22 protein-coding genes are annotated in these 21,172 nt (G+C 63.6%); 7 read left to right on the top strand and 15 right to left on the bottom strand.

Annotation, left to right across the window (positions count from 1 at the left end; all coding sequences use genetic code 11):
• Positions 1-13 precede the first annotated feature (13 nt).
• The 11 genes from FJ978_RS04030 to FJ978_RS03980 all read right to left on the bottom strand — a co-directional run bounded on the left by FJ978_RS04030 (position 14) and on the right by FJ978_RS03980 (position 10,116).
• Positions 14-316 carry an HPr family phosphocarrier protein gene (locus FJ978_RS04030; protein WP_140570438.1) on the bottom strand — a complete coding sequence of 101 codons (303 nt, stop codon included), beginning with the start codon at positions 314-316 and terminating at the stop codon, positions 14-16.
• Positions 317-338: 22 nt separating this feature from the next.
• A complete protein-coding gene (gene dhaM / locus FJ978_RS04025; RefSeq protein ID WP_006325214.1) occupies positions 339-728 on the bottom strand; it encodes a dihydroxyacetone kinase phosphoryl donor subunit DhaM in 390 nt (129 codons plus the stop codon).
• Entirely contained in the window at positions 725-1,327 is a 603-nt protein-coding gene (gene dhaL / locus FJ978_RS04020) for a dihydroxyacetone kinase subunit DhaL (RefSeq protein ID WP_140570436.1), read from the bottom strand. The genes dhaM and dhaL overlap by 4 nt, the downstream gene beginning before the upstream one ends.
• A gap of 72 nt (positions 1,328-1,399) precedes the next feature.
• Positions 1,400-3,043, bottom strand: coding sequence for a dihydroxyacetone kinase subunit DhaK (locus FJ978_RS04015; RefSeq protein ID WP_140570435.1), 1,644 nt, complete (start codon positions 3,041-3,043; stop codon positions 1,400-1,402).
• Positions 3,044-3,116: 73 nt separating this feature from the next.
• Positions 3,117-4,130 (bottom strand): ABC transporter ATP-binding protein, encoded by a 1,014-nt coding sequence (locus FJ978_RS04010; protein WP_140570433.1) that lies wholly within the window; start codon positions 4,128-4,130, stop codon positions 3,117-3,119.
• A complete protein-coding gene (locus tag FJ978_RS04005; protein ID WP_140570431.1) occupies positions 4,123-5,235 on the bottom strand; it encodes an ABC transporter ATP-binding protein in 1,113 nt (370 codons plus the stop codon). Before FJ978_RS04005 ends, FJ978_RS04010 begins: the two co-directional genes overlap by 8 nt.
• Positions 5,236-5,237: 2 nt before the next feature.
• Positions 5,238-5,441 carry a hypothetical protein gene (locus FJ978_RS04000; RefSeq protein ID WP_140570429.1) on the bottom strand — a complete coding sequence of 68 codons (204 nt, stop codon included), beginning with the start codon at positions 5,439-5,441 and terminating at the stop codon, positions 5,238-5,240.
• Between the two features lie 214 nt (positions 5,442-5,655).
• The gene (locus FJ978_RS03995) at positions 5,656-6,606 is read right to left on the bottom strand and encodes a carbohydrate ABC transporter permease (protein ID WP_013891454.1); all 951 of its coding nucleotides are present in this window, start codon (positions 6,604-6,606) and stop codon (positions 5,656-5,658) included.
• Positions 6,603-7,550 (bottom strand): sugar ABC transporter permease, encoded by a 948-nt coding sequence (locus FJ978_RS03990; protein WP_031258105.1) that lies wholly within the window; start codon positions 7,548-7,550, stop codon positions 6,603-6,605. Before FJ978_RS03990 ends, FJ978_RS03995 begins: the two co-directional genes overlap by 4 nt.
• Before the next feature lie 110 nt (positions 7,551-7,660).
• A complete protein-coding gene (locus tag FJ978_RS03985) occupies positions 7,661-8,992 on the bottom strand; it encodes an ABC transporter substrate-binding protein (RefSeq protein WP_140570427.1) in 1,332 nt (443 codons plus the stop codon).
• 434 nt (positions 8,993-9,426) lie between these two features.
• Positions 9,427-10,116 carry a PIG-L deacetylase family protein gene (locus tag FJ978_RS03980; RefSeq protein ID WP_013891451.1) on the bottom strand — a complete coding sequence of 230 codons (690 nt, stop codon included), beginning with the start codon at positions 10,114-10,116 and terminating at the stop codon, positions 9,427-9,429.
• A 27-nt stretch (positions 10,117-10,143) separates the two neighbouring features.
• Here FJ978_RS03980 and FJ978_RS03975 point away from each other — a divergent pair, with 27 nt between their 5' ends.
• The 5 genes from FJ978_RS03975 to nhaA all read left to right on the top strand — a co-directional run bounded on the left by FJ978_RS03975 (position 10,144) and on the right by nhaA (position 17,359).
• Positions 10,144-11,034, top strand: coding sequence for a DMT family transporter (locus tag FJ978_RS03975; RefSeq protein WP_140570425.1), 891 nt, complete (start codon positions 10,144-10,146; stop codon positions 11,032-11,034).
• A 47-nt stretch (positions 11,035-11,081) separates the two neighbouring features.
• Positions 11,082-13,544: an ATP-dependent helicase HrpB gene (gene hrpB, locus FJ978_RS03970; RefSeq protein ID WP_140570421.1), complete on the top strand. Its 2,463-nt coding sequence runs from the start codon at positions 11,082-11,084 to the stop codon at positions 13,542-13,544.
• A gap of 337 nt (positions 13,545-13,881) precedes the next feature.
• Complete coding sequence (locus FJ978_RS03965) at positions 13,882-15,207, top strand: ActS/PrrB/RegB family redox-sensitive histidine kinase (protein WP_140570418.1); 1,326 nt, start codon at positions 13,882-13,884, stop codon at positions 15,205-15,207.
• Positions 15,208-15,270: 63 nt separating this feature from the next.
• Positions 15,271-15,834, top strand: a complete 564-nt coding sequence (locus FJ978_RS03960; RefSeq protein ID WP_013891447.1) for an ActR/PrrA/RegA family redox response regulator transcription factor — start codon at positions 15,271-15,273, stop codon at positions 15,832-15,834.
• A gap of 340 nt (positions 15,835-16,174) precedes the next feature.
• Positions 16,175-17,359 (top strand): Na+/H+ antiporter NhaA, encoded by a 1,185-nt coding sequence (nhaA, locus tag FJ978_RS03955; RefSeq protein ID WP_140570416.1) that lies wholly within the window; start codon positions 16,175-16,177, stop codon positions 17,357-17,359.
• 14 nt (positions 17,360-17,373) lie between these two features.
• On the opposite strand, the gene FJ978_RS03950 is transcribed toward nhaA, so the two are convergent.
• Positions 17,374-17,874 (bottom strand): MmcB family DNA repair protein, encoded by a 501-nt coding sequence (locus tag FJ978_RS03950; protein ID WP_023775811.1) that lies wholly within the window; start codon positions 17,872-17,874, stop codon positions 17,374-17,376.
• Positions 17,875-18,032: 158 nt separating this feature from the next.
• Between FJ978_RS03950 and FJ978_RS32690 the strand changes: the two genes are divergently transcribed.
• Positions 18,033-18,203, top strand: coding sequence for a hypothetical protein (locus FJ978_RS32690; protein ID WP_167313534.1), 171 nt, complete (start codon positions 18,033-18,035; stop codon positions 18,201-18,203).
• A gap of 228 nt (positions 18,204-18,431) precedes the next feature.
• On the opposite strand, the gene FJ978_RS33365 is transcribed toward FJ978_RS32690, so the two are convergent.
• The gene (locus tag FJ978_RS33365; protein ID WP_281405982.1) at positions 18,432-18,566 is read right to left on the bottom strand and encodes a hypothetical protein; all 135 of its coding nucleotides are present in this window, start codon (positions 18,564-18,566) and stop codon (positions 18,432-18,434) included.
• A gap of 461 nt (positions 18,567-19,027) precedes the next feature.
• Entirely contained in the window at positions 19,028-19,444 is a 417-nt protein-coding gene (gene cueR, locus FJ978_RS03945; protein ID WP_023766313.1) for a Cu(I)-responsive transcriptional regulator, read from the bottom strand.
• A 226-nt stretch (positions 19,445-19,670) separates the two neighbouring features.
• Between cueR and FJ978_RS03940 the strand changes: the two genes are divergently transcribed.
• The gene (locus FJ978_RS03940; RefSeq protein WP_013891441.1) at positions 19,671-20,288 is read left to right on the top strand and encodes a L,D-transpeptidase; all 618 of its coding nucleotides are present in this window, start codon (positions 19,671-19,673) and stop codon (positions 20,286-20,288) included.
• Positions 20,289-20,422: 134 nt separating this feature from the next.
• Here the strand turns inward: FJ978_RS03940 and FJ978_RS03935 are convergent, their stop codons facing one another.
• Positions 20,423-20,992, bottom strand: a complete 570-nt coding sequence (locus tag FJ978_RS03935) for a NifU family protein (RefSeq protein WP_013891440.1) — start codon at positions 20,990-20,992, stop codon at positions 20,423-20,425.
• Between the last annotated feature and the right edge of the window lie 180 nt (positions 20,993-21,172).

Here is a 21,172-nt window from a genome sequence, read left to right as displayed (position 1 = left end):
GCGCCAGCCAGCGTCAAGCTGACCGGACATGACCGGTGTCCTCGTCGAAATCGCGCCGCACCAGTTCAACCAGCGCGTCGACGGCATCATTGGCGCCATCGCCGCTGGCCCTGATGTGCAGCACGGTGCCCTTCGGCGCCTTGGCCGCCATCACCTTGACGATGCTCTTGGCGTCGAACCACGGCCCGTTGGCGGCGAGCGCTATTTCCACGTCGGCGGCAAAGGTCTTGGCGAGCTTGGTGAATTTCACCGATGGACGCGCATGCAGGCCCACATCGTGGGTGATCAGGACGGTCGCTTCGGCGGCTGCGGACATGTCTTTCAAAATTCCCGTTCACTCACGACGGCGACAATTCATGCGCCGTCGCCACCACTTCCCGAAGCGAGGCGCCGCCGGACGCCTCGGTCGCGGCCATCACCGCGCCTTCGACGATCGGCGCATTGCAGACGATGATCTTCTGCGCGCGAGGTTCGCCGATCATTTCCACCGCCATTTCCGAGTTGGTCTCGGCGCCGCCGAGATCGACCAATATGGCGACGCCGGCTTCCGACCAGGCCTTGTCGATGGCGCCCATGATCGCCTCGACATTGGTGCCGAGCCCGCCATGGCCGTTTCCGCCGCACCATGCAAGCGGCACTTCGTCGCCCACCATCTGGCGCACCATGTCGGCCGTGCCCTCCGCGACCAGCGGCGAATGCGACACGATCACGATCCCGACATTGCTCATGCGCTTTCCCCGATCGCTTGTCCCACCGTGCGCACCAGCAGCGCCGTCGAGCGCGCGCCGGGATCCATATGGCCGATCGAGCGGTCGCCGAGGAAAGAGGCGCGGCCACGCTGAGCCTTCATCGGCACGGTCGCCTCGGCCGCAGCGTCGGCGATGTCGGTTATCTCGGCCGCCGTCTTTCCCCCGGCCAATGCATCATGCACCGGCTGCAGCACATCGAGCATGGTTTTTTGGCCAACTTGCGACTTGCCCCGCGCCGCCACCGCTTCGATCGCTCTGCCGAAGGCAGCCGTCAGATTGGCGCGATCGGGCTCCGCCGAAATCTCCTTGCCCAGCGCCATGAACAATGTTCCGAACAGCGGGCCGGAAGCTCCGCCCACCGTCATCACCAGCTTGGTGCCGATCGCCTTCAGGGCGTCGGGCAGCGGCTTTGCCGCGAACGCATCCGCCTCGGCCCGTACGGCCTCGAAGCCGCGCTTCATGTTCAGCCCATGGTCGCCGTCGCCGATCGCCTGGTCGAGCGCCGTCAATTCCTCGGCGTGAGCGGCGATCGTATCCGCCGCGGCCGCGACCAGCCTGGCAAGGTTCAACGTCGCCATGTCGCCCAGACTCCCGGTTTCCAGCTTGACGGCAGTAGCGAAAGAACCGTCATTCGACAACTGGTGCATGCGTCAGGCCGTGACGAACAGCGTCGCGGCGGCCGCGAACACCTCGGCCACGGCATGGGCGCCGGGATCGACCACGCCCTGCAACTGGCTGCCGACATAGGCGGACCGTCCGGCCTTCGCCTTTTCCATAGCGGCAGTCGCCTCCGCACCGCGCCGGGCGGCCATCGCCGCTTCTTCCAGCCCATTGGCGTCGAGCGCTTTCAGGGCTGGCTCCAGGGCATCGACCATCGTGCGGTCGCCAAGCTGTGCGCCGCCATAAAAAGTCATCCGCTCGAGGCCGGCAAGCAGCGCCTTGGCCAAACCAGCGCCGCCGTCAAGGGCCTGCGCCGCCGCGGTGAAGAAGATAGACAGCAGCACTCCGCTGGAGCCGCCCATCGATGCGCTCAATATGTCACCTATCGCCCGAAGGGTCGCCGCGGGGTCCGCAAGCGGCAGCGTGTCGAGACGTTCGAGGATGCTGCGCGCGCCGGTCGCGACCGTCGAGCCGGTGTCGCCGTCGCCCGCCTTAGCGTCGAGCCCGTTCAATGTGGCTTCAAGCGAAATCAGCCTTTCGCAGACCGTGACGATCACGCGCCGGGTACCGGCATCCTGGCTGGCCTTGTATGCAGCACCTTGTCCGGCTGCTTTCGCTATCGGCACGACAGCAGGCGCTGCGACCGGCTTGGCCGGCGTCCAGGCATGCGGGCCGACCGGCGCCAGCAAGGCTGTCTCACGCGCGGCATCGAGCCGGATCAGCGACAGCGAGAAGCCGTTCATGTTGAGTGCCGTCATCAGCGGGCCGGGACCGACGGTCAGTTTGACGGCTTTGCCGAGTGGCGAGGCAAGCACCGCGTTGGCGATGACAGACATTTCGAGTGGCGGCACGGAGCCGAGATTGTTGATCAGCAAGGCATAGCTTTCCTTCAGGTCGAGCCGCACCGCCAGGCGCTCCGCCATGATCGCCACCAGCCGGTCGGCGCTTTGCACCGCGATGCGCTCGACACCCGGCTCGCCGTGAATGCCGAGGCCAAGCTCGCCATCGTTTTCGCCGAACCTGTCCTCATGCGGCTGGCCGGGAATGGAGCAGGACGACAGCGACATGCCGAGAGAAATGATGTCCTTCGCAGCCGCCCGAGCGGCTGCCGCAATCGACGCCAGATCGTGGCCGGCCTCCGACAGATGGCCTGATATCTTGTGCACGAACAAGGTCCCGGCAACGCCGCGCGGCTGGGCAATGTCGGGCAGCGCGATGTCGTCGGCAACGATCACCATCTCGACGCGAAAGCCTTCGGCGCGCGCCTTCTCGGCGGCCAGGCCGAAATTGAGACGGTCGCCGGTGTAGTTCTTGACGATCAGCAGGCAGCCGGCCGGCCCGGTGACGGCGCGGATGGCCGCCAGCACCGCCTCGACGCTCGGCGAGGCGAAGATCTCGCCGGAGACCGCCGCCGTCAGCATGCCCTTGCCGACGAAGCCCGCATGCGATGGCTCGTGCCCGGCGCCGCCGCCGGAAACGACGCTGACCTTCGACTTGTCCCAGTCGGCGCGCAGCACGACTTTGATCTCGGGATAGCCGTCGAGGCGCGCAAGATCGCCTGAGCCGATGGTCCGCAACAGGCCATCCAGCGCCTCGGTGACGATCGTTTCCCTGCGGTTGAAAAAGTGCTTCATCGAATTCGTCCCGTATTCGCAATCGTCAATCGGAAACCGGCGTTATCCCTTGATGGGAAAACGCCGAAACCGTTCACATCAGTCGTTGTCCGTCGGCACCGAAATAGAGCGGCGAGCGGTAGCGGATCACCACCCTGTCGCCTTGCGCCAGATCCGTGTCTGGATCGGTCAGCGTCACCAGTTTCTTCGGCCCGACCGTCACATGAAGGTGGTTCTGGTCGCCGAGATGCTCGACCCAGTCGACGACGCCGTCGGCATGGCCATTCATGGCCTTTTCGATCGTCAGATGTTCGGTGCGCGCACCGATCGTCCTGGTGCCGGCCGGCGCGCCGCCATCGGGCAGCAGTCCGGTCGGCAAAAGGTTGATGGCCGGCTGGCCGAGCCTTGCCGCGACATGCAGGTTTGCCGGCTCGGAATAGATCGTCCGCGGCGAGCCGATCTGCACTAGCACGCCCTCAGTGAGAATGCCGATGCGGTCGGCCATCGTCATCGCCTCGATCTGGTCGTGCGTGACGTAGAGCATGGTAGCGCCGAGTTCGGACTGGATGCGCTTCAGTTCGAGTCTGAGGTCCGCCCGCAGCTTTGCATCGAGCGACGACAGCGGCTCGTCCATCAGGTAGATCGCGGGCTTGCGCACCAGCGCGCGGCCGATGGCGACGCGCTGCATTTCGCCGCCGGACAGCTTGGTCGAACGGTTGGTGAGCTTATGATGGATGCGCACCATTTTTGCCACCTCTTCGACCCGCCGGCGAATCTGGTCTTCCGGTATCTTGCGTGCCGGCGAGCGCAGCGGAAAGGCGAGATTGTCGAACACCGACAGATGCGGATAGAGCGAATATTGCTGGAACACGAAGGCGGTGTCGCGCTCAGCCGGCGACAGCGTCGTCGCATCGTGGCCGCCGATCTCGATCGTGCCCGCATCAGGCCGTTCTAGTCCGGCAATCAGCCGCAATGTCGTCGTCTTGCCGGCCCCGGTCGGCCCGAGCAGCACGACGAACTCGCCGTCCGATATGTGCAGGTCGAGACCGTCGACGGCGACATGCTCGCCAAAGCTCTTGGTCACGTTCTTGATATGCACGTCAGCCATGCTGCACTCTCCGCTCCGAGGCGGTATCGTGAACCGCAGTTCTCACAGCGCGGCCCGATCCCTTGTCGAACAGCGACAGCCGCGCGCTGTTCAATGTCAGGCCGACATGGTCGCCGGCATTGAGCCGGATCTCGGCCGGCACGCGCGCCTTGATGATGCCGTCCGCCGTTTCCACCGCGACGATCTGCGTCGTGCCGAGATATTCGGCGCCGTAGATGGCGCCGCGCAGCTTCGAGGCGTCGTCGAAGCGGATATGCTCAGGCCGGATGCCAAGCGCCATGTCGGCCGGCGCAATGTCCTCGCGCACCTCCGGCACCGCGATTTTCGCGCCCTGGACGACAATCTCCTTCGCGCCCTTGGTGAGCCCGCCACCAAAGCCGAGGAAATTCATCGGCGGCGAACCTATGAAGTCGGCGACGAACATGGTCGCCGGGCGATCATAGATTTCGCGGGGTGTTCCGAACTGTTCGATGACGCCGTGGTTCATCACAGCGATCTTGTCGGCCATCGACATCGCTTCCATCTGGTCGTGCGTGACATAGACCGTGGTGGCATGGATTCGGTTGTGCAGCTCGCGCAGCTCATGGACCATCAAATCGCGGAATTCGGTATCGAGCGTGCCGAGCGGTTCATCCATCAGGAAGCATTTCGGCCGCCGCACGATGGCGCGGCCGAGCGCCACGCGCTGGCGGTCGCCGCCGGCAAGGCCCGAGACGGATTTGCTGAGCAGATGGTCGATGCGCAGGAGTTTTGCCGTCTCCTCGACCCGCGTGCGGATTTCGGCCGCCGGCATGCCTTGCGCCAGGAGCGGAAAGCCGATGTTCTTGCGCACATTCATGTGCGGATAGAGCGCGAACAGCTGGAACACGAAAGCGATGTCGCGCTCGCGGGCCCGCAGCATGGTGACGTCGTCGCCGCCGAGCAGGATCTCGCCGCCGGTCGGCAGTTCGAGCCCGGCGATCATGCGCAAGGTCGTCGTCTTGCCGCAGCCCGACGGCCCAAGCATGACGAAGAACTCGCCATCCTCCACGACGAAGTTGGAATCCTGCACGGCGACGAAATCGCCGAAGGCCTTTCTCAAATGTTGGACGCGGATTTCGGCCATGATTATTCCGGGAATTTCGAGACGATGATGAACATCACGGTGCCGGCGAGCATGGTGATGAAGGAATAGGTGTAGAGCGACAGCGCGAAGGGCTGGAACAGCATCAGAAAGCCGATGGCGATCAGCGCCGTGGCGATGTTTTCCATCAGCCCGCGCCTGGCCCACCGGGGCCATGATGATTTCCTGGAGATGGCGAGGCGGGTCATGCGTAGCTCCCTTCCTTCTCGCCGTTCAAGCGGAGAGATGGTTGCGGGGTGGTTCCCCCACTCCGTCGCTGCTTCGCAGCGCCACCTCTCCCCCCTCCGGAGGGAGAGGAAAAGAGCCTGGCTGAATGAAGTTCGCGCCCTTCCTCTACCCCGTCGATCGGGGGAGAGGTGTCGAGCGAAGCTCGACGGAGTGGGGGTCGACCTCGCACATCACTCATTTGCGCACCGCCCCAAAAGTGATGCCGCGCAGCAATTGCTTGCGAAGCAGAATGGTGAAAACCAGGATCGGCACCAGGAAGATCGTCGTTCCGGCCGCCACCGCCGGCCAGTCCTGGCCGCCCTCGCCGATGATGGTCGGGATGAAAGGCGGCGCGGTCTGTGCCGTACCGGAGGTCAGGAGCGCGGCGAACGCATATTCGTTCCAGGCGAAGATCAGGCAGAAGATGGCGGTCGCGGCAATGCCGGTCGTCGCCTGCGGCAGCACGGTGCGCCAGAAGGCCTGCAGCCGCGTATAGCCGTCGATCATCGCCGCCTCCTCGTATTCGCGCGGGATCTCGTCGATGAAGCCTTTCAGGAGCCACACCGCCAGCGAGACATTGACTGCCGTGTAGAGCAGGATCATGCCGAGCGCCGTGTCGGAGAGGCCAAGCTCGCGATACATCAGGTAGATCGGGATGGCGACGGCGATCGGCGGCATGAAGCGCGTCGACAGGATGAAGAACAGAAGGTCGTCGGCCAGCGGCACCTTGAAGCGCGAGAAGCCATAGGCCGACAGCGTGCCGAGGAAGACGGCACAGAAGGTCGAGCCGAAGGCGATGATCAGCGAGTTGGCGAAGCGCGGCAGGAAGTTGGACGGGCCGGCGATCACCATGTTGCGCTTGCGCACCGTCTCGTCGCAGAAGCCGGTCGCCGGTCCCAGCGAGTTGATGTACTCCGGCGTCTGCCTTGTCCTTGTCGTGAACAAATTGCAGTAGCCCTCGATGCTCGGCTGGAACAGGACCTTGGGGGGATAGGCGATCGAATCCGGCGGCGTCTTGAAGCTGGTGGCGAAGATCCACAACAGCGGCACGATCGAGATCAGCGCGTAGGCGATGATGATCGCGCCGGCGATGCGCTTCGAGTTGGCCGAGGGGGCGACGACCGAATGGGCAGTGGTCAGGCTCATCTCTGCTTCACCTTGTTGAGCGCCTTGACGTAGATGTTGGCGAGGCCGAACACCGCGACGAACAGGATGATGGCGAAGGCCGAGGAATAGCCGGTGCGCCAGCTCTCGAAAGCCTGCCGCTTCAGCGTGATCGAGGCGACTTCGGTGGTCGATCCAGGCCCGCCGCCGGTCAACAGATTGACCATGTCGAACATCTTGAAGTTCTCGATGCCGCGAAACAGCACCGCCAGCATGATGAAGGGCAGCGCCATCGGCAGCGTGATCGACCAGAATTGCCGCCAGTTGGAGGCGCGGTCGACCTCGGCCGCCTCATAGATGTATTCGGGGATCGAGCGGAGCCCGGCGAGGCAGATCAGCATCACGTAGGGCGTCCACATCCAGGTGTCGACGATGATGATCGACCACGGCGCCAGCGACACGTTGGAGAGCATCTGGATGCTCGTCGGTGGAATGCCTGACACGAACGAGATGACATAGGAGAACAGACCGATCTGCGGTTCGTAGAGGAAACGCCAGAAATTGCCGACCACCGCCGGCGACAGCATCATCGGCACCAGGATCAGCGTCGTCCAGAAGGCGTGGCCGCGGAACTTTCTGTCGATCAGCCAGGCCAGCGTGAAGCCGATCAGCGTCTGCAAAAGGATCGTCCAGAACACGAAATGCGCGGTTGTCTGCATGGCGATCCAGATATCCTTGTCGCCGAGGATGCGCTGGTAGTTGGCAAAGCCGAGATTCTTCACCACTTCGTTGGGCCGGTTGGCCCGGTAATTGGTGAAGGAGAGATAGATCGCCCAGAACAGCGGGAAGATGTTGATGGCGAGCAGCAACAGGATCGTCGGCGAAATGAACAGCCAGGCGAGGCCCTTGTCGCTGATGCCCCGGACCTTGCGGGCCAACGGCTCCGGGGTCGCCCGGGCAACGTTCTCCGCGGTCCGATTGAGCATGGTGAGTCCTGCTTCGGTCACTTTAAAAACGTCTCTGTCATGGAATTTATCTGAACCGCGTCCCGTGCCAAGGTGGCACGGGACGCTCGGCTTAGCTCGGGAGGAGCCGGTTACATCTTGCCATCGTCCTGGAACACCTGGGTCCAGTCCTTGACCAGGCCATCAAGCGCATCCTTGGCCGAACCCTGGCCGGCGACGACATAGTCGTGGAAGCGCTTCTGCGAGGCCTGCAGCAGCGGGGCGTAGCTCGGCTCGGCCCAGAAGTCCTTCACGATGGCCATCGAGTCGAGGAAGGTCTGCGCGTAGGGCTGGCTGGCCGGGAATTTCGGATCCTTCACCACGGCGTTCAGGCAGGAATAGCCGCCGAGCGACCACCACTTGGCCTGCACGTCCTTGTTGGCGAACCACTTGATGTATTTCAGCGCCGATTCCTGCTTGTCGGAATAGGACACCACCGAAATGCCCTGGCCGCCGAGCTGGGCGAACTGTTCGCCATCGGGGCCCTTGGGATTGACGAAATAGCCGATCTTGTCGCCGCCGACATTCTCGTCCTTCTGCAGGCCTGGCCAGGTGAAGGCGAAGTTCATGTGCATCGCCACCTGGCCGGATTTGAAGGCATCGACGCCTTCGCCCATGTAGCTGTTCGACGCGCCGGGCGGGGTGCAGCAATCATAGAGCGCCTTGTAGAACTCCAGCCCCTTCACCGACTTGTCGGAATTGACGAAGCCTTCCATCTCGTAGGGCTTCTTCGGGTTCTCGTACTGAAAGCCGTAGCTGTAGAGCACGTCCATGGCGCCCATGGTGATGCCTTCGGAGCCGCGCTCGGTATAGATCGAGGCGCCATAGACGGTCTTGCCGTCGATCTGCCGCTTCTGGAAGAATTCGGCGATCTGCTTCAACTGGTCGAAGGTAGCCGGCGGGCCGAGATCCCAGCCATACTTCTCCTTGAATTCCTTCTGCAGTTCCGGCTTGGAGAACCAGTCCTTGCGATAGGTCCAGCCGACGACGTCGCCCATGGCCGGCAGCGCCCAGTAGTTCGGCGTGTTCTTCGGCCATTCCGAATAGCCGACCACGGTTGCCGGCACGAAGTCGTCCATGCTGATTTTCTCCTTGTCGAAGAAGTCGTTCAGCTTGACGTAGTGGCCGTTCTCGGCGGCGCCGCCGATCCACTGGCTGTCACCGATGATCAGGTCGCAGAGCTTGCCGTGCGAATTCAGCTCGTTGAGGAAACGGTCGGCGTAATTGGTCCACGGCACGAATTCGAATTTCATGCCGATGCCGGTTTCCTTGGTAAAATCCTTGGACAGTTCGACAAGCGCGTTTGCCGGGTCCCAGGCGGCCCAGCACAGCGTCAGGTCTTCAGCGTGCGCGGCGTTCGAGACGGCTGTCGACGCTGATATCGCCGAGGTCAGTCCCAACGCCAGTTTAAAGCTCGATTTCATGCCTTCCTCCCATTTGCGAAACGCGCCCGGATGACGGTTTCAAGAGCCCTCAACCCCTCTCCTCAGGGGCCTAAACATGGCAGCGCCAGAGCGTCGCGAATGTTTAGTAATTTGTTTAGTGATGCAATTTTTACTAAACAAGGCAAGCGAATTCGTCGCTGCGCCGCAACATGACGGCGCGGGCCTCCCTCCATCGTGGCGCTGGTCGACCCCCACTCCGGCCCTTCGGGCCACCTCTCCCCCGATCGACGGGGGAGAGGAAGGGCGCCAGCTTGTGAAGGCTGGCTCCTTTCCTCTCCCTCCGGAGGGGGGAGAGGTGGCGCCGCGAAGCGGCGACGGAGTGGGGGACGACGTTGCCCGGACGCGATGGCGTCGCCCACGAAAACTCAATGTGCAGCGCTGCCGGAGTTCAGGCTCGCAGGCCGTCTCCCGGCTCAGTCGACCTTCTTGGTGCTCACCATGACTGTCCGGATCGGTGGTGCCGGCGGCAGCAGCGCGCGAATGTCGCCGAAAGGAAATATCGGCTCGAAGCGGAAGGCTTCGGCCTGCGAGGCTTGCTCACCATTGCACTGGCCGGAGCGAAAAAGGTTCTGCGTCCGGGCGGCGTCGGCGAAGCGGTCCGGGTCCTGCGATTGGTGCATGCGGATGGCCTGCGCCTTGATCTCGGCGTGGTTGGAAATATCGATATAGTGCGTCGGCGAAAATCCGGTGCCGCCCATCGTGTCGGCATGCAGCACCGGAACGCTGAACGAGGCCGCGATTCGTACGCCGTCGGACAGCGCGCGGTGATCGGCGTGATAGTCGTTGGGTGCGTGCGTGATCACCAGGTCCGGCCCGATCTCGCGAATGAGCCCTTTCAGCGCGCCGATCAGCGCGGCGTCGGCCACCAGCTCGCCGTCGGGAAAGTCGAGGAAGCGCGGCGTCGCCCCCAGCAGCGCGGCCGCGGCCGTGGCTTCCTCGCGCCGGACACGGGCGAGAATGACGGGATCGCTCTTACCGCCCCTGGCCCCATCCGTGGCCACGGCAAAAGTGAGCTCTGCGCCTTGCGCCGCATAGGCGGCCATCGTACCGAACATGAAGATCTCGATGTCGTCCGGATGCGCACCGAGAGCCAGTATTTTCAATGCTTCTCTCCCCGGAAATGGAACAACGTGACGAACGGAATCCTGCTCGCGCTAATCGCCTATGCAAGCTATTCGGGCAGCGATGCCGTTATCAAGAGCCTGGGCGGACAGTTCACCGTCTTCGAGATCGGTTTCTTCGCCACCTTGTTTGCCGGCTGTTTCCTGTTCTTCACCCGCCCGGCGGGCGAACGCTGGCGCGATTTCTGGCGCATGAAGCGGCCATGGGCCGTGCAAGCCCGGGCCTGGGCCGGCATCGCGTCCGGGGTACTCAGCGTCTATGCTTTCACCCACATTCCCCTGGCCGAAGTCTACGCCTTGATCTTCCTGGCACCCTTGCTGGTCACCATCCTGTCGACCGTCATCCTGAAGGAAAAGGTCGGCCCCTGGCGATGGCTGGCCGTGGTCGCCGGCTTTGCCGGGGTGATGCTGGTGGTGCGGCCGGGCTTTCGTGAATTGAACCTCGGCCATCTGGCCGCCTTCGTGGTTGCCTTCCTCGCCGCGACCAGCGTCATCCTGATGCGCTCGCTCGCCCAGCAGGAGAAGCGCACGTCGATGCTCGGCGTGCTTGTCGGCTACGGCTTGGTGTTCAACGGGCTCGGCGCCGCCGCCACCTCGTTCACCTTGCCGAATGCCATGCAGCTGGTCTGGCTGGCGTTGGCCGGCGCCTTCACCGCAGGCGGACAATTGCTGCAATTGCTCGCCGCCAAATACGCCCCAGCCAACCGTATAGCGCCGACGCATTATTCGCAGATCGTCTGGGCGGTCATCCTCGGCACGCTGTTCTTCAAGGAATATCCCGACTGGCTGTCGTTGGTCGGCCTCGCGGTCGTCGGCGGTTCCGGCTTGCTGACCATGGTGCGCGAGGAAGTAAGGCTGGGCACGGTGCGCTGGAACCCGTTTTCGCGGACCCGGCTCTGAGCTGGTGCCAGTTGCACGGCGACCGTGACCGCTGATATGCGGACGCGATGACCGCAAAACCCTTGCCGGAGCTTCCGGTATCAGCCGTGCTGCCGGCGCTGAGCGAGGCGCTTGGCTCCGATAACAGCGCCGTGCTGGTGGCGCCACCCGGCGCCGGCAAGACCACGCTGGTGCCGCTGGCGCTGCTCGACGCGCCGTGGCTAAGTGCGGGCAAGATCGTGCTGCTCGAACCGCGCCGGCTTGCCGCTCGCGCCGCCGCCCGCCGCATGGCTGAACTGCTCGACGAAGAACCCGGCGCCGCCGTCGGCTATGCCATGCGCATGGAAAACCGCACCTCGGCAAAAACCAGGATATTGGTCGTCACCGAAGGCGTGCTGGCGCGCATGATCCTCGACGATCCCGAATTGCCCGGCGTCTCGGCGGTGATCTTCGACGAATTCCACGAGCGTTCGCTCGATGGCGATTTCGGCTTGGCGCTGGCGCTCGATGTGCAAGGCGCCCTGCGGCCGGACCTGCGGCTGCTGGTGATGTCGGCGACACTCGATGGCGCGCGCGTCGCAAAACTCCTGTCGGGCGCGCCGGTTATCGAAAGCGAGGGCCGTGCCTTCCCCGTCGACATCCGCTACGACGAACGGCCTGCCGGCATCCCTATCGAGGACGCCATGGCCAAGGCGATCCGCAACGCTCTCGCGGACGAAAGCGGCAGCGTGCTTGCCTTCCTGCCCGGCCAGCGCGAGATCGAGCGCACCGCCGAGCGGCTGTCCGGCAAGATCGGCGCCGACACCGACATCGTGCCGCTCTATGGCATGCTCGACGGCAAGGCGCAGGACGCGGCGATCAAGCCGGCGCAACCAGGCCGCCGCAAGGTGGTGCTGGCGACCTCGATCGCCGAGACCTCGATCACCATCGACGGCGTGCGGGTCGTCATCGATTCCGGCCTGTCACGGCTGCCGCGCTATGAGCCAGCGAGCGGTCTCACCCGGCTGGAGACGGTGCGCGTCAGCAAGGCATCGGCCGACCAGCGCGCCGGCCGCGCCGGGCGCACGCAAGCTGGCGTCGCCATCCGGCTGTGGCGCGCCGAGCAGACGGCGGCATTGCCCGCCTTCACGCCGCCGGAAATCCTCGAAGCGGACCTTTCGGGCCTGCTGCTCGACTGCGCCGCCTTTGGCGTCGCCGATCCCGCGACGCTCGCCTTCCTCGATCCGCCGCCGGCCCCGGCGCTCAACGAGGCAAGGGTGCTGCTGCGCGCGCTCCATGCCATCGACGAGGCCGGGCGTCTGACCGAAGCGGGCGCGTCGATGCGCAAGCTCGCTCTGCCGGTGCGGCTGGCGCATATGGTCGCCGAGGCTGCGAAGAGCGGCCATGCCGGGGAGGCGGCCATGCTGGCCGTGTTGCTCACCGAACGCGGGCTGGGCGGCGACGGCGCTGATCTGGAGCGACGGCTGATGCGCTTTCGTGGGGAGAGATCGCCGCGCGCTACCGCCGCGCGGCAACTGGCTGAGAGGCTGGCAAGGCAGGTGGGCGGTACAAAACAAAGCGAAGCTGCTTCAGCCGGTCCTCTGCTCATCCACGCCTGGCCGGACCGCGTCGCCAAGGCGCGCGGTGAACGCGGGCGCTTCGTGCTGGCCAATGGCTCCGGCGCCATGCTCGATGCCGCCGATCCGCTGGCCGGCGAGCCGTTTCTGGTCGTCGCCGACCTGCAAGGCAAGGCGCAGAATGCGCGCATCGCGGCAGCGGCGGCAATCGGCGAGGACGACATCCGCGCCGCGCTGGCCGACCGGATCGAAACGCGCAGGCAAACGAGCTTCGATCGCGAGCGCCGCGCCCTGCGGGTGCGCGAAACCGTGCGCATTGGCGCCATCACGCTCGCCGAGCGCATGCTGCCGGCGCCTTCAGGCGCGGATGCGGACAGGGCGATCCTCGATGCCTTGCGCGAACACGGATTGTCGCTGCTGAGCTGGGGCAAGGAGGCCGAGACGCTGCGCCAGCGGCTCTCTTGGCTGCACCGTGGGCTTGGGCCGCCCTGGCCCGACATGTCGGATGCGGCGCTTCTCGAACATCTCGACGACTGGCTGCTGCCGTTCCTGTCCGGGGCCGCATCCTTCGCGGCCATTGATTCAGGCGCCATTTCCGCCGGGCTGGCTTCGCTCGTGCCGCACGATCTCCAGCGCAAGATCGACACGCTGGCGCCGACCCATTTCGACGCGCCTTCAGGCAGCCATTTGCCGATCCGCTATGACGGCGAATGGCCGGTGCTGGCGGTGCGGGTACAGGAACTGTTCGGCCTCGATCGCCATCCTTCGATCGCCAACGGCACGGTATCGCTGACGCTGGAACTGTTGTCTCCGGCGCACCGGCCGATCCAGACGACGCGCGACCTGCCTGGCTTCTGGCGCGGCTCCTGGGCGGATGTGCGCGCCGACATGCGCGGCCGCTATCCCAAGCATGTCTGGCCGGAAAATCCGCTGCTGGCGGCGGCTACCGCAAGAGCGAAGCCGAGAGGCACCTAGCCTCGGGAAGTTTGGGCGGACCGCTTGGATCAGGAGGGGTTCCTTGAATATTTGGCGCAAACATCAATCACTTCGTCATCCACGGGCGGAGCAAGGAGCGCAGCGACGCGGCGCAGACCCGAGGATCCATGCCGGGACTCTGAAGCGTCACTACGGCCCAGAATTCTGCACCGCTGCACTCCACGTCTAGGATCGCGGCATGGATCCCTGGGTCTCCCCGACGGAGCTTCGCTCCTGCTTCGCCCAGGGATGACGACGTCGGGGGCTTCGGCCAATCGCGGATGCAGACTGCGCACCGCCACTGGCGCTTGCCCTCCTGCAGTTGTAATCCACCATCATGATCAACGTTTTACGTTCGCCCGATTTCCAGCAGAGCCAGAGACTGCGCCTCAACACGTTGATCCGGCTGCGCTGGCTTGCCATTGTCGGCCAGAGCGTGACGGTGCTCGTCGTCGCCTATGGCCTGAAATTCCCGCTGCCGGTCAGCCTTTGCTTCGCGCTGATCGCCTGCTCGGCCTGGATGAACCTCTATCTCGCCTTCCGCTTTCCGGCGGCCCACCGGCTCACCCCGTTCGCCGCCTTCGGCATCCTGATCTTCGACAGCCTGCAGCTTGCCGGCCTGCTTTACATGACCGGTGGCCTGACCAATCCGTTCTCGCTGCTGATGACCGTACCCGTCGTCATCTCGGCGACGTCGCTGCCGTTGCGGCTGACCGCGCTGCTCGGCGGGCTGGTAATGATCGCGGCGACCTTGCTTGTGTTCATCCACCTGCCGCTGCCCTGGCACGAGGGCGCGCCGCTGGAGATGCCCTTCATCTATGTCGCCGGCATGTGGATGGCGGTGCTGTCCTCGATCGCCTTCACGGCGATGTATGCCTTCCGGGTCGCGGCCGAAGCCCGGCTTCTGGCCAACGCGCTTGCCGCCACGGAACTGGTGCTGCAGCGCGAGCAGCACCTTTCGGCGCTCGACGGCCTCGCGGCGGCGGCGGCGCACGAGCTTGGCACGCCGCTCGCCACCATCACGCTTGTCGCCAAGGAGATGGAAAAGGCGCTTGGTAAGGATCCGAAATACGGCGAGGACGTAAAACTGCTTCGCTCCCAGAGCGAACGCTGCCGTGAAATCCTCAAGCGCCTGACCAGCCTGTCGACCGAGGGCGAAGCGCATCTTTCCCGTCTGCCGCTGACCTCGCTGGTCGAGGAGGTCACCGCGCCGCATCGCGACTTCGGCATCTCGATCAAGCTTCGCCCCGGCGAGCGAACCGGGCCGGAACCGGTCGGGCGCCGCAATCCGGGCGTCATCTACGGCCTCGGCAATTTGGTCGAGAACGCCGTCGATTTCGCCCGCAAGAGCGTCACCGTGCGCTGGAGCTGGGATGAGACCATCGTCACCTTTTCGATCATCGACGACGGCCCCGGCTTTCCGCCCGAGATCATCGACCGCATCGGTGAGCCCTATATGTCGACGCGCCAGGGCAATGAAGCCGGCGGTGGCCTGGGGCTTGGCCTGTTCATCGCCAAGACGCTGCTCGAACGCTCCGGCGCCACGCTCGACTTCCGCAACTCGAGCGGACTGGGCGAGGGCGCCGTGGTGCAGATCTCGTGGCCCAGAAACGTCTTCCTGAACCCGGAATCGGCGCCCGCGACGATGTTTGACACTGCGTAAATTGGACAATAGCGACGCAAAACTATATCTGCGTAAAATTAAGGCAGCAGGATTTTCAAGACGATGACTGGCGATGAAAATATCGGTGCAATGGTTGAAGGCGAGGACACCTCCCTTCTGATCGTCGATGACGACAAGCCGTTCCTCACACGCCTGGCCCGGGCCATGGAAACCAGGGGATTCGTGGTCGAGACGGCCGAGAGCGTCGAGGAGGCGGTCGGCAAGGCGCGGGCCAATCCGCCCGCCTACGCCGTGGTCGACATGCGGCTCGGCGACGGCAACGGGCTCGACGTGGTTGCCGCCATCCGTGAGAAGCGCGAGGACTCCCGTACCATCATCCTGACCGGCTACGGCAACATCGCCACCGCGGTGACCGCGGTAAAACTCGGCGCCGTCGATTATCTGTCGAAACCCGCCGATGCCGACGACATTTTCGCCGCACTCACCCGCACCGCCGGCGAGCGCGCCGCGCCCCCGGAAAATCCGATGTCGGCCGACCGCGTCCGCTGGGAGCACATCCAGCGGGTCTACGAAATGTGCGAGCGCAACGTTTCCGAAACCGCGCGCCGGCTCAACATGCATCGCCGCACGCTGCAGCGCATACTGGCCAAGCGCGCGCCGCGATAAACAGAGCTTCGTCATCCTTGGGCGTAGCGACGCAAAGCGGAGCGAAGACCCAAGGATCCATGCCGTGACACCAGCCGCGGAGTGCAACGGAACAGAATTCGGCACCGCGGCAGCGCTCTGAAGTCACGGCATGGATCCTATGGTCTGCGCCGCGTCGCTTCGCTCCTAGCTTCGCCATGGGATGACGAAGTGATGGGCGTTCCAGCCAAACGTCGAGGCACGCCATCTGCCAATGCGAACTATACAAACTTAGGAAACCAGAAGTCTTGCGGTGCCGGCGACGCCTGCGCATCATTGTAGCGATAGGAACCCGGCCGCCAGACCAGGCAACGGAGGATACATGCACGACGAGCGGCAAAAATCCGTCTTCCGCGAATTTCTCGACAGCGAGGCGGCCGGCGGCGTCATTCTCATGGCAGCGGCGGCCATTGCCCTGATCGTCGCCAATTCGCCGCTCTCCGAGACCTATTTCTCCGTTCTCCACGCCTATCTCGGGCCGCTCAGCGTCTCGCACTGGGTCAATGACGGGCTGATGGCGGTGTTCTTCCTGCTCGTCGGTCTCGAGATCAAGCGCGAGATGCTGGACGGCCAGCTGTCCACCTGGCCAAGGCGCGTGCTGCCCGGCGTCGCGGCCGCCGGCGGCATGGTGGTGCCGGCGCTGGTCTATGTCTTCATCAACCGCGGCAATTCGGCCGCGCTCGCCGGCTGGGCCATCCCGACCGCCACCGACATCGCTTTTGCGCTCGGCGTGCTGTCGCTGCTGGGCAGCCGCGTGCCGGCATCGCTGAAGGTCTTCCTTACCGCGCTTGCCATTATCGACGATCTCGGTGCCGTCATCATCATCGCCATCTTCTACACCAGCGGCCTGTCGCTGGCGTATCTGGGAGCGGCTTTCGCCGTCATTGCCGCGCTCGTCGTGCTCAACCGCATGCGGGTGATGACGCTGGTGCCTTACCTGGTGCTCGGCGCCATATTGTGGGTGCTGGTGTTGAAGTCGGGCGTCCATGCCACGCTTGCCGGCGTGGCGCTGGCGCTGACCATTCCGCTCGAACGCTCCGCCGGGATCGGCCATGACCTCGACCATTCGCCGCTGCATCGGCTCGAACATGGCCTGCACAAGATCGTGCCGTTCATCGTCATTCCGATCTTCGGCTTTGCCAATGCCGGCGTTTCGTTCGCCGGCCTGAGCCTTGGCGCGTTGATCGAGCCGTTGACGCTGGGTGTCGCCGCCGGCCTCGTGCTAGGCAAGCTGGTCGGCGTCTTCGGCTCCTCCGCGCTCGCCATAGGGCTTGGCCTGGCTGACTTGCCGGCCCATGCCGGCTGGCGGCATATGATCGGCATTTCGCTGCTCTGCGGCATCGGCTTCACCATGAGCCTGTTCATCGGCCTGCTCGCCTTCGCCAGCGATGTCGCGCTGCAGGACGCCGTCAAGGTCGGCATCCTCGCCGGCTCCTTCATCGCCGCCATCCTCGGCGCCGCCGTGCTGTTGATGGCACCGGCGGTTGGCGAGGAGGGCGAGGAGTAGCGCGCGTCTGGAAGCTACTCGCTCTCCCCGTCGAGCGCCGGCACCGACACGCCTGCCAGCTCCGCCGCCAGCAGCCGTGAAGCCCCGGCGCGTGCGATCCGCAGCATCAGCGCCTTGCGCGTTGCCGCCGCCATCCGGTGCTCGGGCGCGTCGCGCAGGATTTCGGCGCCGTAGCCGTCGGAGAGGATGAAGCCGCACTCCTCCGGAAAAATCTCCGAAGGCACGCCGGGATGGGTGGCGAAGAAGAACCGGTCGGAATGCAGCCGGTAGTCGGGCCATTTGCGGTCGACGCGAAAATCCTCGATCGAGGATTTGATCTCGATGATCCAGATGTCGCCTTGTCGGGTCAGTGCCACGAGATCGGCGCGGCGGCCGGTCGCCAGCGACAGCTCAGGCAACACATGCGCGCCCATTTCCATGAGCAGCCGCTGCACGCCACGCCGCACCAGCATGGCACGCTCCGATTGGCGACCGTCGATCAGGGGATTGATTGCGATAGGGGAGATGATTGGCATGCAGGCACCATGCCAGATTCTGTTCACGGTTTGAACTCTTTGTGGAGACGATTATCGGTTTGAGAAACCCAAAAGCCCCCAAAAGAAGTCAGGCCTCAGCTCTTGAACGCCTAATTTGGAGGCAATACCATCGACTCGATGGGGTTGGTGAAGTGACGTTGAACGACGATAAGGGCGAACATCTTTGGGCATTTGACCTTGCCGCTTTGCGCGAGGCCTTCGGCAAGTACGTTCAGGAGCACAAGACCACGGTTCCTGAATGGGGCGAACACGCCAAGCTGTTCCTCGAAAAACAGAGAGATCACCAGGTACAGTCCCGCCTTCCGTGATCGCACCATATTTTCCTGAGTATAATCTGGTATTGATCCGGCGCGGCCTCATGCTGTGCCGATTAATTTTCATTTTTAACTATAAAGAATTGCAGGACTAAAGTCTTGCATCTCGCCAACGAAGGTCTGACGTAACCGCTTTGGTTCCGTTCTTGTCCATTGGATGTTCTATTACTTTAGTAAATTAGCATATAGCGCGATCTGCCCATTTTTTTCGATGTTCGGTTTCTAGCCGGGCTTTCTTTTAAACCTGAGGGCCGGATTTCTCTCGATGGCATCTGCGGTCATGCCGACATGGGCCGAGATGTCCTGTGCCTCGACTTCTTTTGCAGTGACTTCCCGCAGAGTGTTCAGCAGCACCATGCAAGACACCTAGCTGTCGGTTGCGGGCCTCATCCATCTTGGTCATCTCCGCTCCATGGCGAGAATGCGACTTGCCGGTTGGAGTCTGGACGAGGCTACCGGCCACAGGCAGCCAACCGGGCTCCGGGGCAACCCGAGCGCCTTCCGCGATCGCACCATAATTTGTCTGAGCGCAGTCTGGTATTGATCCGGCGCGGCCCTACGTCCTGCCGATCACCTTCCGTTCTTAACTATAAGACGGCAGGACTAAAGTCTTGCGTTGTCTGCGCAAAGGTCTGACGTAACCGCTTTGGTTCCGTTCTTGTCCATTGGACGTTCCGTACTTTAGCCAATTAGCATATTAGACTTACCTAAATCAGTTTTCGCGCGCGAGTCAGCCGAAGCACGCCTATCCGGTCCGTTCCAGACATTGAACGGATGGGTACACGAAGTCATCGCGCCGGCCGGCAAACCTCTTTTCGCTATCGCCTCGCCGAAACGGCTCCGTCGCCGGCCGCTCCCGCCATATCATCCAGGATCGGGCAGTCCGGCCTGTTGTCGCCATGGCAGGCGTGGATCAGCGTCTGCAGGGTCGAACGCATCGACTGCAGCTCGCGCACCTTGTCCTCGATCGCCTTGACATGGGCAGCGGCGATCTCGCGCACGTCGTGGCTGGCGCGGCTGCGGTCCTGGTAGAGCGCCATCAGCTGGCGGCAATCATCGATGGAAAAGCCGAGATTGCGCGCGCGGCGCAGGAAGGCCAGCCGGTGGATATCGTCGCCGGAATAGTCGCGGTAGCCGTTGGCGGCGCGCGCGGGCGCGATCAGGCCGATCTCCTCATAGTAACGGATGGTCTTGGCCGGCAGGCCTGAGCGGTTGGCGGCGTCGCCGACATTCATGGTGGTTTCCCTGATTTTGCCGGCCCGCGGTTCGGGCCCATTGAATTTGCTTCACAATCTGGTGAAGGCTGTTGCCGAAATGCCATAGTGATACGCTTACCAGCAGGTAAGGCCCTGGATATAGGCATCGGGTGCTTGGCAAGCAAAGCAAATGCCAGCATGAATGATGGCGAGAAGGCGGCCGACTCGTGCCGCTCTAAGTTTGGGCGGGGCTCCGGATCATCTCATGCGCATGAAGTCGCTTGCAATAGTTGCCGCAATGGCGCTGTCCACTGCACTCGCCGGTTGCAGCACCATTGGCGGGCAGATATTTTCCAACGACTATGGCGCGGTGACCGATGCCGGTTACCAGCTGCCGCGCATCCCGATCGAGAAGGTGCCGTCGAAGTATCACCGCCAGGAAGTGAATTACGACACCAAGGAAAAACCCGGCACGATCATCGTCGATACGCAGAACAAGTTCCTCTACTTCGTCGAGGGCGACGGCCTGGCGATCCGCTACGGCATCGGCGTCGGCCGCGAGGGCTTCGAGTGGCATGGCACCGCCCATATCGCGATCAAGCGTGAGTGGCCGACCTGGACGCCGCCGTCGCAGATGATCAAGCGCCAGCCGGAACTCGCCAAGTTCGCCAGCGGCATGGAGCCGGGCCTGAAGAACCCGCTCGGCGCTCGCGCCATGTATCTCTTCAACAAGGGCGGTGACATGGGTTACCGCCTGCACGGCAGCCCGGAATGGAACTCGATCGGCAAGGCGATGTCGTCGGGCTGCATCCGGCTGATGAATCAGGACGTCATCGACCTTTATGATCGCGCCTCGGTCGGCGCCAAGGTCATCGTCCTCTGATCGTGGTCGCAAGGACCAGGGTCAAAGCAGTTCGTACGCGGACCGTCTAGGCAACAATGGACGTCCCAAAACAGAAAACCGGGCAATTCGGCCCGGTTTTTTGTTTTTTACAGTTGGCAAATAGAGCGAAACGATCAGGCGACCTGCTCGACCTGCTGCACTTCCGGCACGAAATGGCGAAGCAGGTTCTGGATGCCGTGCTTCAGCGTCGCCGTCGATGACGGGCAACCGGCGCAGGCGCCCTTCATGTGCAGGAACACGGTGCCATTCTCGAAACCGCGGAAGGTGATGTCGCCGCCATCCTGGGCCACCGCCGGGCGCACCCGCGTGTCGAGCAGCTCCTTGATGGTGATGACGAGTTCCTCGTCCGCCTTGTCGTAGAATTCGCCGGTCTGGCTGGTTTCGGCGGCGGGACCCGCCTTGGCCATGACAGGCGCGCCGGACATGAAATGCTCCATGATGGCGCCGAGGATCGCCGGCTTCAAATGCTGCCAGTCGGGGCCGTCCTTGGTCACGGTGATGAAATCATAGCCGAAGAACACGCCGGTGACGCCGGGGATTTCGAACAGCCGGCCCGCCAGCGGCGACGCCACGGCCGCACTGTCGGCATCGCGGAAATCGGCGGTGCCTTCCAGAAGCACTTCCTTGCCGGGCAGGAATTTCAGCGTCGCCGGGTTCGGCGTCGATTCGGTCTGGATGAACATGGACGTCTCCGTGCCCGTATCGGGCAGATAGTTTGGAATAGTTCTAAATAAGCTCTATCGGCTGAACATTCAAGCGAAACGCGTCGCCGGAACGGCTGGCTGGCGGAATGTTTTTGTCACACTATGAGGTGTGTTGAGATTCAGGTCAGGCCGAGTCGAAAAGGGCGGTTTCCGAGAACC

The organism is Mesorhizobium sp. B1-1-7 (assembly GCF_006442705.1).
In the GTDB taxonomy this organism is placed as follows: domain Bacteria; phylum Pseudomonadota; class Alphaproteobacteria; order Rhizobiales; family Rhizobiaceae; genus Mesorhizobium; species Mesorhizobium opportunistum.
Note: the sequence above shows the minus strand (reverse complement) of the source record. Positions and strands in the feature narration are given on the sequence as shown.

What these genes read in the sequence shown, in the direction of transcription:
- FJ978_RS03995 (WP_013891454.1), bottom strand. Translation starts at nt 6,606, where the DNA reads ATGAGCCTGACCACTGCCCATTCGGTCGTCGCCCCCTCGGCCAACTCG.
- FJ978_RS04000 (WP_140570429.1), bottom strand. Translation starts at nt 5,441, where the DNA reads ATGACCCGCCTCGCCATCTCCAGGAAATCATCATGGCCCCGGTGGGCC.
- FJ978_RS04015 (WP_140570435.1), bottom strand. Translation starts at nt 3,043, where the DNA reads ATGAAGCACTTTTTCAACCGCAGGGAAACGATCGTCACCGAGGCGCTG.
- FJ978_RS03985 (WP_140570427.1), bottom strand. Translation starts at nt 8,992, where the DNA reads ATGAAATCGAGCTTTAAACTGGCGTTGGGACTGACCTCGGCGATATCA.
- dhaM (WP_006325214.1), bottom strand. Translation starts at nt 728, where the DNA reads ATGAGCAATGTCGGGATCGTGATCGTGTCGCATTCGCCGCTGGTCGCG.
- dhaL (WP_140570436.1), bottom strand. Translation starts at nt 1,327, where the DNA reads ATGGCGACGTTGAACCTTGCCAGGCTGGTCGCGGCCGCGGCGGATACG.
- hrpB (WP_140570421.1), top strand. Translation starts at nt 11,082, where the DNA reads ATGACCGCAAAACCCTTGCCGGAGCTTCCGGTATCAGCCGTGCTGCCG.
- FJ978_RS33365 (WP_281405982.1), bottom strand. Translation starts at nt 18,566, where the DNA reads ATGGTGCTGCTGAACACTCTGCGGGAAGTCACTGCAAAAGAAGTCGAG.
- FJ978_RS03990 (WP_031258105.1), bottom strand. Translation starts at nt 7,550, where the DNA reads ATGCTCAATCGGACCGCGGAGAACGTTGCCCGGGCGACCCCGGAGCCG.
- FJ978_RS03965 (WP_140570418.1), top strand. Translation starts at nt 13,882, where the DNA reads ATGATCAACGTTTTACGTTCGCCCGATTTCCAGCAGAGCCAGAGACTG.
- FJ978_RS04030 (WP_140570438.1), bottom strand. Translation starts at nt 316, where the DNA reads ATGTCCGCAGCCGCCGAAGCGACCGTCCTGATCACCCACGATGTGGGC.
- FJ978_RS03935 (WP_013891440.1), bottom strand. Translation starts at nt 20,992, where the DNA reads ATGTTCATCCAGACCGAATCGACGCCGAACCCGGCGACGCTGAAATTC.
- FJ978_RS04005 (WP_140570431.1), bottom strand. Translation starts at nt 5,235, where the DNA reads ATGGCCGAAATCCGCGTCCAACATTTGAGAAAGGCCTTCGGCGATTTC.
- nhaA (WP_140570416.1), top strand. Translation starts at nt 16,175, where the DNA reads ATGCACGACGAGCGGCAAAAATCCGTCTTCCGCGAATTTCTCGACAGC.
- FJ978_RS04010 (WP_140570433.1), bottom strand. Translation starts at nt 4,130, where the DNA reads ATGGCTGACGTGCATATCAAGAACGTGACCAAGAGCTTTGGCGAGCAT.
- FJ978_RS03950 (WP_023775811.1), bottom strand. Translation starts at nt 17,874, where the DNA reads ATGCCAATCATCTCCCCTATCGCAATCAATCCCCTGATCGACGGTCGC.
- FJ978_RS03940 (WP_013891441.1), top strand. Translation starts at nt 19,671, where the DNA reads ATGCGCATGAAGTCGCTTGCAATAGTTGCCGCAATGGCGCTGTCCACT.
- FJ978_RS03960 (WP_013891447.1), top strand. Translation starts at nt 15,271, where the DNA reads ATGACTGGCGATGAAAATATCGGTGCAATGGTTGAAGGCGAGGACACC.
- cueR (WP_023766313.1), bottom strand. Translation starts at nt 19,444, where the DNA reads ATGAATGTCGGCGACGCCGCCAACCGCTCAGGCCTGCCGGCCAAGACC.